Here is an 11,929-nt window from a genome sequence, read left to right as displayed (position 1 = left end):
CGCCGGACAGGTTTTCGGCGGCTTGCCTTGTTGGAAAGCGCCATGCAGACGGTTTTGATCGTTGTTCACATGCTGATCGTCGTGGCCCTGATCGTCACGATTCTGCTGCAGCGCTCCGAGGGCGGCGCGCTGGGCATCGGCGGCGGTTCGGGCTCGTTCTTCACCGGGCGCGGACAGGCCAGCGCGCTCACCCGCGCCACCGCCATCCTCGCCTTCCTGTTCTTCACCACCAGCCTGGGGCTGACCATCCTCGCCAGCTACACGCGGACCAACACGTCGGTGTTCGAGCAGCCGGCTTCGACGGCCCCCGCCGGTGAGACCAAGGGCGCGCCGCAGGGCGGAAACCTGATGGATCAGCTGAAGAAGCTGGACCCGGCCCCGGCCGCGCCGGAGCCGCAGGCGCCGCCGCGCTCGCAGTAAGCTCCTGTTGCGCGGGGCTTGTGACATGAGCCCCGCCCCCGGCTAGACTCCGCGGCGATTCGGTCGCAGCGGATCTCCCCATCGCAGACTACGCGGCAAGCGAAGGACGCCGGTCCTTCGCGTGCGTAAAACCTTGAGGACTTGTCATGGCGCGGTATATTTTCATCACCGGCGGCGTGGTGTCCTCGCTCGGCAAGGGATTGGCCTCCGCCGCGCTCGGCGCGCTGCTGCAAGCGCGCGGCTATACGGTGCGGCTGCGGAAACTCGACCCCTATCTCAATGTCGATCCCGGCACCATGTCGCCCTACCAGCACGGCGAATGTTTTGTCACCGACGACGGAGCGGAAACCGACCTCGACCTCGGCCATTACGAGCGTTTTACGGGGCGCTCGGCCAACCGGCAGGACAATGTCACCACCGGCCGCATCTATCAGGACATCATCGCCAAAGAGCGGCGCGGCGACTATCTCGGCGGCACCGTGCAGGTCATCCCGCACGTCACCAACGCCATCAAGGATTTTGTCCTCGAGGGCAATGACGCCTACGACTTCGTCCTGGTCGAGATCGGCGGCACGGTCGGCGACATCGAGGCCATGCCGTTTCTGGAAGCGATCCGCCAGCTCGGCAACGATCTGCCGCGCAACCACACCTGCTTTATTCACCTGACGCTGCTGCCGTTCATCCCCTCGGCGGGCGAGGTGAAGACAAAGCCCACACAGCACTCTGTCAAGGAGCTGCGTTCGATCGGCATCCAGCCGCATATTTTGCTGTGCCGCTGCGACCGCGAAATTCCGGTCGAGGAGCGCCGAAAACTCGGCCTGTTCTGCAACGTGCGCGAATCCGCGGTGGTGGAGGCGCGCGACGCGGCGTCCATCTATGACGTGCCGCTCGCCTACCACGCCGCCGGTCTCGACCGCGAGGTTTTGGCCGCGTTCGGCATCGACCCGGCGCCGCGCCTGGACATGACGCGCTGGCAGGCGGTGTCGCGCTCGATCCACAATCCCGAGGGTCAGGTGACCATCGCGGTGGTCGGCAAATATACCGGCATGCTCGACGCCTATAAATCGCTGATCGAGGCGCTGACCCACGGCGGCATGGCGAACAGGGTCAAGGTGCATCTCGACTGGATCGAATCGGAGATTTTCGAGCATCAGGACCCCGCGCCCTATCTCGAACATGTGCACGGCATTCTGGTGCCCGGCGGGTTTGGCCAGCGCGGCGCGGAGGGAAAAATCGCGGCGGCGCGGTTCGCGCGCGAACGCAAACTGCCGTATTTCGGCATTTGCTTTGGCATGCAGATGGCGGTGATCGAGGCGGCGCGTTCGCTGGCGGGTTTTGAAAACGCCACGTCGAGCGAATTCGGCCCGACCAAGGAGCCGCTTGTGGGTCTGATGACCGAATGGCTCAAGGGCAACGAGCTGCAAAAGCGCGAACAGAGCGGCGATTTGGGCGGCACCATGCGCCTCGGCGCCTATCCGGCGCGGCTGAAGGCGGGGTCAAAGATCGCGGAAATTTATGGCAAGACCGAAATTTCCGAGCGCCACCGCCACCGCTACGAAGTGAACATGGCGTATCGCGAAAAACTGGAGGCCTGCGGCCTGATTTTCGCCGGCACGTCGCCAGACGGACTGCTGCCGGAGACGGTGGAACTGGCGGACCACCCCTGGTTCATCGGCGTGCAGTACCATCCGGAGCTGAAATCGCGCCCGTTCGAGCCGCACCCGCTGTTCGCCAGCTTTATCGCCGCCGCCAAGGCGCAGAGCCGGCTGGTGTGACGAAATGATAACGGGAATAGCGCCGTTAGTGCTACGTAAAATCGAAGAAATCGGCGATAAGCAAACCGTTGTCTCTTCGGCCGTCTATGAGGTAAAATTCACAAGTCTGGTCGAGACCGTCTTGAATGCGCGTCAAAACGCTCGAGTCTATGAGAGTCCCGTTGTAATTGCGATATAGCAGCAAAACGCGGGTGCGTTCTGGTTCAAATTTTTTCATGAAATGCGACACCACATTTTCGGGATCCGGCATCTTATTGAAAGCGCTTGCCTGTAGCGCGCATAAGAAATTCCAGCGATATCGCGATGCAGAATGACTTTTACGTTCTATTTTGTCAAAAAACGTTTCAACGTCATCCCCGTATTCGTGCGGCGAGGTGACTCGGATGTGAAGGTGCCTTTCATTAGAAAGCGCTACCCAGTCTCGTAAACTTCCTTTTTCGCCAATTCTGGACTTACCATTGTTATGGAGGCGGCGGTCTCTGAATATATCTCTTATTTGTGAGCTTTTACCGTCTCCCTGCCGACCGATTACAAAGAGGGCGCGCTCCAGAAATGGTGATGACATAACACTATCTCTTCAATTTATCATAGTTGTACACAACTTAACGCTGACCTCACCGCACTCAAATGTCAATGCCGCTCCAGCGTAGACGCGAATGGCGCGGATAAAATTCAGTTCGGTTACATCTACGGGTTTGTAACTGGACGTAGCGCCCCCCCTTGCCCCATAACGCTGGTCAAAAGCCTCGCCCGCAAACCGACCAAAACCCGCATGCCCAATTAACTGAGCGTCACCATTATCCCCGAGGACGTCGCAGAGGCTCACGAAAGCTGGGCGCGGTTGGGGTTCGCCCTGCTGCCGGGCGCGGATCGCGCTTGGCTCGACCACAATAGTAAGCGCCGCCCGCCCGCCGTCCGTTACTGAAATCCAAAGATGCGCGGAAAGAACATGTCCTGGCTTTGCTGCGGCGGCGGCTGTCTCACAATCTGTCTTGCGGGCTGCCTCGTGGCCTCTCTGGCGGGTTGGCTGGCTGGCGCTGGCGGCTCCAGCTTGCGTCCGGCCAGATAATCGCCGCCGGGGCTGCTTCCGCTGACGATCACCTGCGTATTGTTCAGCCCGCTCTTTTTCACCAGCTCGAACAGCGTCGTCGCGTTCTGGGGCGAGAGCCGCACGCAGCCGTGCGAGGCGGGCTTGCCGAGATGCTTGACCTCATAGGTGGCGTGGATGGCGTGGCCGTCTCTCATGAAGAACACGGCGTGGGGCATGGGGGCGTTGTCAAATTCCTTGCTGTACCAGATCTCGTTCATGGATGTGGCGGTATAGTTCCCGGACGGCGTCGAATAGCCCCGCATGCCCGTCGAAACCGGCCAAGTGTAGGTTGGGCCTCCCTCCACGGAAACCGTCATTTTTTGCGTTGACTTGTCGATGTTGACGACGATTTTGCCGCCTCCGGTTCCGACTTGCTCCAACACTTCCTGGTCGCTGGGTCGCGCATGAGCCAGATGCGGAAAGAGGACCGCAATGGCGACCAAGGCGGTGAACAAGACGGCAATTCGATTGGGCGGAACGACGGATACGCGCATGTGCGCCTCCAAGGCGGGGAAATCGGCACAGGTTCACCTTTTTCGTAGCATGTTAATTCGGCAAGCTAAATCTCCAGTCAGGGCTGTAGCGACGTTTTTGCGTCGGGAGGCGACGATCGAGAGGACGCCGCCGCCAGCCGCGTTCGCCACAACGCCCGTCCGCGCGCCTGTCCGCAGAAGTTCGAACCCCGCCACGCCGGGCGATGATCAGCAACGACATCGCGGGAAACGCTCGATTTCGGCGGAAGTTCAGACCCCAAACCGTCATGCCGTCGCGCCGGGGGCGCCGCCGCGCGCGCCCGGTCTGGACGCCAACCCGGGCTTGCCCCATAAAGCCTCGCCCGCAAACCGATCCAGATCCGCATGCCGAATTACCTGAATAACCTCACCATCGTTGCCGAAAACGCCGCAGAGGCGCAGAAAAGCTGGGCGCGCCTCGGATTCGCCTTGCTTCCGGGCGGCGTGATCGCGCTGGGCTCGACCATCATCGTGCTGCGCGACGCCGCTGAGCCGACCCCGGCTTTTGGGCCGCTCAGCCTGACCATGACCGAGCAGCCGAATCCGGACGCGGGCGCCGCCGCGCCGCATCCGAATGGGGCGCGGGCGCTGGCGGCCGTTGTCAAAACCATGGAAAATCCCGCCGACCATGCCGAGGTTTTGGGCCGCGCCGCCAATCAACGCGAGATGCGCGCCACCTCCGCCGGGGTGGAGCTCAAACTCGCCAACGCCCGGCTGGAGGCGCTGACCCCCGCCGCCTTCGCCCAGCGTTACGGCGACGGCGAACAGGCGCTGGTGTTCGCCACGTCCTCGCTCAAGGCCGTTCGCGCCTTTTTCAACGCCGCCGGCCTCGTCTTCGAGGAAAAATCCGACCGCCTCGTGCTCGCGGAGCGCGCCGCCGGCCTCATCCTCGCCTTCGAGGCGCCCTAGGAGCCAAAATGTCCGCCGCCCCTCACGTCACCATCGGCTCCGGCCCGCGCGCCGCAAAATTCGGCAACGATTTGCCGCTCGCCCTGATCGCCGGCCCCTGCGCCATGGAGAGCCGCGATCACGCGCTGTTCATGGCCGAAAGGCTGCAAAAAATCGCCGAGCGCCTGACCATCGGCCTGGTGTTCAAATCGTCGTTCGACAAGGCCAACCGCACCTCGGCCTCGGGACGGCGCGGCATTGGCCTTGATGAGGCGCTCAAGGTTTTTGCCGAAGTGAAGGCTCAGTTCGGCCTGCCGGTGGTCACCGACGTTCATGAAAAGGAGCAATGCGCGCCGGTCGCCGAAGTCGTCGATCTCCTGCAAATCCCGGCGTTTTTGTGCCGCCAGACCGACCTTTTGCTCGCGGCGGCGGCCACGGGCAAGCCGGTGAATGTGAAAAAGGGCCAGTTCCTTGCGCCCTGGGACATGAAGAATGTCGCGGCCAAGATCACCGAGGCCGGCAATCCCAACGTGCTGGTCACCGAACGCGGCGCGAGCTTTGGCTACAACACCCTTGTGACCGATTTTCGCGGCCTGCCGATCATGGCGCAGCAGATCGGCGCGCCCGTGATTTTCGACGCCACCCACAGCGTGCAGCAGCCGGGCGGGCAGGGGACGTCTTCAGGCGGACAGCGCGAGTTCGTTCCCGTACTCGCGCGCGCGGCGGTCGCGGTCGGGGTCGCCGGCCTGTTCATCGAGACCCACGACCGCCCCGACGAGGCGTTTTCCGACGGGCCGAACATGGTCCCGTTGAGCGAAATGCCGGCGCTGCTGGAGCGGCTGATCGCCTTCGATCGGCTCGCCAAGGGGGTGTAAAGGCAAAGAATTGTTACGCCCCGGGGAACCCGCCCTTGCGTTCGCTGTTGCATCGGGCATGGCGAGTCGTCGGGGCGCGCGGGTGGCCGAGGCGCTGGGGGCTCAGCTTCCCTTAAGCAAAAACCGCCGGCCGATCGCCTGCAAAGGCCGGGCGTTCATCGGAAACAGTTTGACGAAGGCGTTGATGTCGCTCTCCGCGACCTGAATCGGCTGTGCAAAAACGTTCCAGTCGACGATTTCCGAGCAGGGCGGGGTGGTCAGCGATCCCTCATAGCGGAACCGCGCCTTGCTCTTGGGCAGAAATGTTTTTGGGTCCACGGCTTTGGCGAGCGCCGCTTCGCCTTCCGTCTTCGGCGCCGCCGCCATGATCGCGGCGAAACCGTCGTGCCTGGCGCCCGCCTTCATCAGCACGCCCACGACCGCCAGCTTGCCGGCCGCGTTGGCGTGGACGAAATGGACCTCCATGTCGGTGCGGGCGCCGTCCAGCGCATGTTCGCTCGGCGTGTGGAAATGATATTGTTTGAGCGCGTAATTTTCGCCATCGAGGGTTGCGGAGCTGGCGCCGGTCACATTGCACTGAATGGTGTGGCCGTTGTTGACCACTTTGTTGGCCTCCGGCTTCCAGTCGATCTTGAGCGCGCCGATGTCAGCCTTTGTCGCCTTCCTCAGGTCGACGGGCGACTGTTCCGCGCCCACGGCGCAGGCCTTGAAGCGGGAATCGAGGGCGCCCCATTCGTCGGCGCCTCCGTGGCCATCATAGGTCCAGTGCGGCGCGGCGCCCTCGGCGCGGGCGAGGCCGGCGCAGACGGGGCAAGCCAATAATCCGGCAAGAATGGAGCGGCGGTTGAGCATGGGTCCTCCCGGTTGTGTTTTGGGCAGGCTAGCACGCTCGGCGGAGCCTTGGAACGATAAAGCTTGCGCTTGGGCCGTGACCGCGCCGCTTGGGCTCTGGCCGCGCCCATGCTATGGCTTGCGTCATGATGCGCGCCCTCCTCCTGTCTTGTCTCCTGCTCGCCGGCTGCTCCGGCCGGCTCAATGGCGGACTCTTGCCCGTGAGCGGCACGGTCCCGGGCGCGAGCGAAGTCAATGTCCTGGTGGCGACCACCCGCAAGCCCGCGCCCGAACCGGAGCGCATGTTCGGCGGCGAACGCGACATCAAGTATAATTTCGCCGATATTCTCGTCTCGATTCCCCCGGACGCCAATCGCGTGATTGGCGAGGTTCAGTCGCCGGACGACACGAGCGGAGATCCGTCCCGGCAATTCGTCGCCCTGCGCAGCGAAATTCTCGACAAGGACGAGGCGCGCAAGCGCTTCAACCGGCGCCTCGTCGAGGCCCACAACGGCCATGTGCTGGTCTTCGTCCACGGCTACAACACCCGCTTCAGTGAGGCCGTGTTTCGACTCGCCCAGTTCGCCCACGACGCCCATTTGCAGGAGACGCCCATCCTGTTCACCTGGCCTTCGCGCGGCAGCCTGCTTGGCTATGGCTACGACCGCGAAAGCGCGAACTATTCCCGCGACGCCCTGGAAGCCCTGTTGAACGGGTTGCAGCGCGACCCCGCCGTCACGGAGATCGACATTCTCGCCCATTCCATGGGCAATTGGGTGACCCTGGAAGCCCTCCGGCAGATGGCGATCCGCGACAGGAAGATCGCGCCCAAGATCAAACAGGTGATCATGGCCGCGCCGGACGTGGATGTCGACGTGTTCCGCCGCCAGATCTCGCAGATCGGCGAACCCAGGCCGCCCTTCACCATGTTCGTGTCCCGCGACGACAAGGCCCTGCAAGCCTCGCGCGTCGTATGGGACGGGCAGCGCATCGGCGCGGTCGATCCCAATGCCGAGCCTTACGCGTCCTTTTTCCGCAAGGAGCGCATCACGCCCATCGACCTGACCGACATCAGCTCGCCGGACAGTCTCAACCACACCAAGTTCGCCACGAGCCCGGAAGTCGTCCGGTCCATCGGGGCGCGTCTCGCCGGCGGTCAGAGTTTCGAGGAAAAGCCCGGACTCGGCGGCGTTCTGGCGCAGACCGCGACCGGCGCCGCGGCGACGGTCGGTTCGGCGGCCGGCCTCGCCATTTCCGCCCCGCTCGCCGTCGTCGACGGCCGCACGCGCGAGGAAATGGGCGACCGGTTGGAGGAGGTCGGCCACAACCTCGATTCGGCGATGGGCCGCACGCACTGAACCGTCGCGTCACGCCTGTGCGGCGCGCCGTTCCCGCTCTTTGAAATCTTTCATCGCAAGCTGCGCCAACTCGACGAATGCGGTTTCCTTGTCACCCAGCCATGCGCCGTCCGGATGGCGGCGGCCGATGGCGATCAGGGCTTCGCAAACGGTCGTCCATTGCGAGTCCGTAAAATTCAGATTGAAAACGGCGCTGACTGCTTTCCGGCCTTTGAGTCGCGCGTCGAGATTGACGGCCGATAGGGTCTCGGCGCTCTTGACGAGGGACTCGAGGTCCACGGGGAGACCTCGGGAACGCTGAGTTTCGACGTGGGTGGCGATCTTCTCGATCTTGGTCCATCCGATCTTCAGCAGGCGCGGGCGGTCGGGATAGTCCGAGAAAATCTTCGCGGTTGTGATGGTGTAATAGGCTTTTCGCGAGGTCGTCCCGGCGAATTCGGCGGCCTCGGCGAGCGCCGCCCCGCCGCTTTCGGCCGCGATATAGTTGAAGATGACGCCGGCGGCGATGAAGTCGTAAGGCTTCCTGTCGCCGATCGATCTCAGCTGCTCCTTCAGAGCTTCGAACAATTGCATCGCCATGCCCCCGCTTGAGAGAACGCTCGCGCAAACGGGCGGACTCTGTCTCGCGGTGCAGTTAATTGCAATCATGGAATGCAATTAACTGCAATCACAATTGCGTGCCTGGCCCGGGCGGTGGGCGCCCGTCGGCGCTTGGCTTCTTCGGGCGCAACAGCAAACGACGCTCACATGCCCTCATGCATCCGGCGCATGTCGCGCCGATCCATCCGGGGCATGTCGTGACGGTGCATCTTCCGCATATGTGCATGCCGTGGTGACGGTGGCGCTGCGAGGTCACGTGATGGCGCTTGTAATGGCTGTGGGCGTGACCAGCCTGCGCCGCGCTCAACTCCCGGCTGAAGGATGCGGCGCGTGGAGCGGCGGCGAACAAGGTCTCGAACATGGGACGACGCTGCGAAACGAACGCGTCGCGCTCATGCCGGACTCCCCCTCTTCCCGGCCCTTTCCCCGCGCGTGGGAGCGCGCGCGTCGAATCCGCAGTTCGCGCGTCACGAATGATTCCGTTCGTTCGACGCGTCGCCTGACTTTCCTCCTGGGCCGCGTCTTTGCGCGGCTCCAGGACACGCGACGGGAGTCGCGCGGGTCCTCAGGCGCGGCCAAACACGCGCTTGAAAATCGTGTCCACGTGCTTGAGGTGATAGCCGAGGTCGAATTTTTCCTCGAGTTCGGCGTCGCTCATCAGTTTCGAAACGTCCGGGTCCTTCTTGAGCAGGGTCAAGAAATCGCCTTCGCCGCGCCAGACCGGCATGGCGTTGCGCTGCACGAATTTATAGGCGTCCTCGCGCGAGGCGCCTTTTTGCGTGAGCGCCAGCAGCACGCGCTGCGAATGGACGAGGCCGCCGAGCAGGTCGAGATTCTTCTGCATGTTCGCAGGGTAAACCAGCAGCTTGTCGATCACGTTGGTGAGGCGCGCCAGCGCGAAATCCAGCGTCACCGTGGCGTCCGGGCCGATCATGCGCTCGACCGACGAATGCGAAATGTCGCGCTCGTGCCAAAGCGCCACATTCTCCATGGCCGGGATCGCCATGCCGCGCACCAGACGCGCGAGGCCGGTGAGGTTCTCGGTGAGCACGGGGTTGCGCTTGTGCGGCATGGCCGACGAGCCCTTTTGGCCCTCGGAGAAGAATTCTTCGGCTTCCAAGACTTCGGTGCGCTGCAAATGGCGGATTTCGATGGCGAGGCGCTCGATGGAGGAGGCGATCACGCCCAGCGTGGCAAAATACATGGCGTGGCGGTCGCGCGGGATCACTTGCGTGGAAACCGGCTCGGGCGTCAGGCCCATTTTCGCCGCGACATGCTCCTCCACGCGCGGGTCGATGTTGGCGAAGGTGCCGACGGCGCCCGAGATCGCGCAGGTCGCCACTTCCTCGCGCGCCGCGACGAGCCTTTTGCGCGCGCGCGAAAATTCGGCGTAGGCCTCGGCCATCTTCAGGCCGAACGTCACCGGCTCCGCATGAATGCCGTGGGAGCGGCCGATGCAGGGGGTGAGCTTGTGCTCGAAGGCGCGGCGCTCGATGGCGGCCAGCAAGCCGTCGATGTCGGCCAACAAAATGTCGGCGGCGCGGGTGAGCTGCACGTTCAGGCAGGTGTCGAGCACGTCGGACGAGGTCATGCCCTGGTGGACGAAGCGGGAATCCGGCCCGATGAACTCGCCGAGATGGGTGAGGAAGGCGATCACGTCATGTTTCGTCACCCGCTCGATCTCGTCGATGCGGTCGACATCAAAAGTGACGTTGCCGGCCTTGTCCCAGATGTTTTTCGCGCTCTCCTTCGGAATGACCCCGATCTCCGCCAGCGCGTCGCAGGCGTGCGCCTCGATCTCGAACCAGATCTTGAACCGGGTCTGCGGCTCCCAGATGGAGACCATTTCGGGGCGGGAATAGCGGGGGATCATCGGGGCGCCTGGAGTTCTCGAAAAAGGAGATTTCGCTTAGACGGCGGCGCGCCCGGGCGCAAGAGGGCGCGCCGCCGCTCCTCGCGGCGCACGTCCTATAATACGGTTTCCGCACGATCGCTTCGCGATCCGCGAAAACGAAATCGCGCGGAATACGATTTCCGAACTGATCCTTCGGAAATCGTATAAGCCGTCAGATGCGCTGGAGCGCACGCTGCGAATCCGCTTGCGGCGACCTCGTAAGTAGATTCCCGGGTGAACAAAAACAGATATTCGGCAAGTTGACACTTGGGACAAATCGCGGCCGAACAGGGGGAATTTGTTCCTGCCTCGTCAAATAGTTAACAAAGAGTTAACGAATTCCATCTTTCGTGTCGCGGGTGTCCCGATCATGCCAGGGGATAGCTTGCGCTCGCAATCCCTCCGTGCTCTATTTTTGATGAACTTAGGAATGCAGCTCCACGTAAAATTTGGAGTATTCCGTCATGTCAATCAAAACCTTTTTTACGATCATATCTGTCATAGGTATCGTTTTTGGTCTCGGATACTTGCTGGCGCCCGCGCAAATCGCACCTGTCTTTGGCTGGAACGTCACGCCAGACGTCTTGCTGGCGCAACGTTTTCTCGGCGCACATCTGCTGGCTTGGGCGCTGATCGGCTGGTTTGCCCGGGATGATCATGACGCGCCGCTGCTGCGGGGCGTTCTGATCGCCGGCGCGGTCGGCTTCCCCGCCGGTCTTGTTGTCACGGTTGTTGGTATTCGCTCCGGCGTGATCAACGCCCTGTCGTGGCCGATCGCGGCGGCCTATCTGTTCGGCGCGGGCGGCAGCGCCTACTTCCTGACGTCGCGCTTGCAAAAACACTGATCTGCCCTCCGCACATCACGCCAGGAAAGCGAAACCGCCCGTCGAGGGAGACGAGCGGTTTTGGGGTCCGTGAACCGCCTCAGTTCGAGACGGCGGCTCTCGCCGCTTCCTCGGCGTGATACGGTTTCCGCAAGATCGCTTCGCGATCCGCGAAAACGAAATCGCGCGGAAATCCTTCAGGCGAAGGGCGGATGTCCGCGCGAGCGGAATACGATTTCCGAACTGATGCTTCGGAAATCGTATGAGAGCTATTTTGGGCGCGGGTTACTTGTAATAGCCGACGCCGCAGGCGTAGTCATCGTCCACCTTGGCGACGAAGCTCGTCTTGGGGACGGGCTTCGGGTCGCTCGGCTTGCCGAAGAGATAGTCGACCTCGGTGATCTCGCCTTCCGGCTTTTGGCCGGCGGCGTAGATCTCCAGACCGAAGGGCTTGCCGTTCACGTCTTTCAGCGCGCGCACATCCGTGCCGAGCAGGTCCTTGGCGTTGACATTGCCCTCGGCGACAAATTTCCCGGTCTTCGCGTCGGTGCAGAACACGTAAAGGTCGCCATCGACAAAGCGGCCGCCGCCCTGGTTGAACATGTCGAAGGCGTTCTGCCGGTTCACCTTCACCTCGGTGATGACGTTGAGCAGCATCTCCCGGGCCTCGGAGCCATTGGTCCCCTTCGAAGCCGCGGCCGCGCCTTGCGAAAGCGCCAGCATCGCGCTCGCCGCCGCGAAAAAAATGATCTTGCGCGCCATGTCGTTTCCTCGTGTTGCCTTTTGCTTGCGCACGGAGAAAGCGCGGGTTTCTATGCCCGCGTCGCCGCTCCGCAGCTGGACCGTGAGGCTACATCACGGG

12 protein-coding genes are annotated in these 11,929 nt (G+C 62.8%); 6 read left to right on the top strand and 6 right to left on the bottom strand.

Annotated features, from left to right (window positions below):
- Positions 1-42 precede the first annotated feature (42 nt).
- Both secG and GJ654_RS06095 read left to right on the top strand, forming a co-directional pair.
- Positions 43-420 (top strand): preprotein translocase subunit SecG, encoded by a 378-nt coding sequence (secG, locus tag GJ654_RS06100; RefSeq protein WP_155445237.1) that lies wholly within the window; start codon positions 43-45, stop codon positions 418-420.
- Positions 421-566: 146 nt separating this feature from the next.
- Positions 567-2,195 carry a CTP synthase gene (locus GJ654_RS06095; RefSeq protein WP_155445236.1) on the top strand — a complete coding sequence of 543 codons (1,629 nt, stop codon included), beginning with the start codon at positions 567-569 and terminating at the stop codon, positions 2,193-2,195.
- A 31-nt stretch (positions 2,196-2,226) separates the two neighbouring features.
- Here GJ654_RS06095 and GJ654_RS06090 read toward each other — a convergent pair whose 3' ends face one another.
- Complete coding sequence (locus tag GJ654_RS06090; RefSeq protein WP_155445235.1) at positions 2,227-2,760, bottom strand: hypothetical protein; 534 nt, start codon at positions 2,758-2,760, stop codon at positions 2,227-2,229.
- A gap of 353 nt (positions 2,761-3,113) precedes the next feature.
- Positions 3,114-3,779, bottom strand: coding sequence for a L,D-transpeptidase (locus tag GJ654_RS06085; protein ID WP_155445234.1), 666 nt, complete (start codon positions 3,777-3,779; stop codon positions 3,114-3,116).
- Between the two features lie 363 nt (positions 3,780-4,142).
- On the opposite strand from GJ654_RS06085, the gene GJ654_RS06080 reads away from it, so the two are divergent.
- Entirely contained in the window at positions 4,143-4,706 is a 564-nt protein-coding gene (locus tag GJ654_RS06080) for a hypothetical protein (RefSeq protein WP_155445233.1), read from the top strand.
- An 8-nt stretch (positions 4,707-4,714) separates the two neighbouring features.
- On the top strand, positions 4,715-5,560 hold the full coding sequence (gene kdsA, locus GJ654_RS06075) for a 3-deoxy-8-phosphooctulonate synthase (RefSeq protein WP_155445232.1): 846 nt from the start codon (positions 4,715-4,717) through the stop codon (positions 5,558-5,560).
- A 102-nt stretch (positions 5,561-5,662) separates the two neighbouring features.
- Here the strand turns inward: kdsA and GJ654_RS06070 are convergent, their stop codons facing one another.
- A complete protein-coding gene (locus GJ654_RS06070) occupies positions 5,663-6,412 on the bottom strand; it encodes a carbonic anhydrase (RefSeq protein WP_155445231.1) in 750 nt (249 codons plus the stop codon).
- Positions 6,413-6,537: 125 nt separating this feature from the next.
- Here GJ654_RS06070 and GJ654_RS06065 point away from each other — a divergent pair, with 125 nt between their 5' ends.
- A complete protein-coding gene (locus GJ654_RS06065) occupies positions 6,538-7,749 on the top strand; it encodes an alpha/beta hydrolase (protein ID WP_246664619.1) in 1,212 nt (403 codons plus the stop codon).
- 9 nt (positions 7,750-7,758) lie between these two features.
- On the opposite strand, the gene GJ654_RS06060 is transcribed toward GJ654_RS06065, so the two are convergent.
- A complete protein-coding gene (locus tag GJ654_RS06060; protein ID WP_155445229.1) occupies positions 7,759-8,328 on the bottom strand; it encodes a hypothetical protein in 570 nt (189 codons plus the stop codon).
- A 586-nt stretch (positions 8,329-8,914) separates the two neighbouring features.
- The gene (gene purB, locus GJ654_RS06055) at positions 8,915-10,222 is read right to left on the bottom strand and encodes an adenylosuccinate lyase (RefSeq protein ID WP_155445228.1); all 1,308 of its coding nucleotides are present in this window, start codon (positions 10,220-10,222) and stop codon (positions 8,915-8,917) included.
- Between the two features lie 470 nt (positions 10,223-10,692).
- Between purB and GJ654_RS06050 the strand changes: the two genes are divergently transcribed.
- Positions 10,693-11,088 carry a hypothetical protein gene (locus GJ654_RS06050; protein WP_155445227.1) on the top strand — a complete coding sequence of 132 codons (396 nt, stop codon included), beginning with the start codon at positions 10,693-10,695 and terminating at the stop codon, positions 11,086-11,088.
- A 264-nt stretch (positions 11,089-11,352) separates the two neighbouring features.
- Here the strand turns inward: GJ654_RS06050 and GJ654_RS06045 are convergent, their stop codons facing one another.
- Entirely contained in the window at positions 11,353-11,829 is a 477-nt protein-coding gene (locus tag GJ654_RS06045) for a cache domain-containing protein (RefSeq protein WP_155445226.1), read from the bottom strand.
- Positions 11,830-11,929 lie beyond the last annotated feature (100 nt).

The sequence above is a fragment of the Rhodoblastus acidophilus genome (assembly GCF_009720655.1).
Classification (GTDB): domain Bacteria; phylum Pseudomonadota; class Alphaproteobacteria; order Rhizobiales; family Beijerinckiaceae; genus Rhodoblastus; species Rhodoblastus acidophilus_A.
This window is presented reverse-complemented; position numbering and strand designations above follow the sequence as displayed.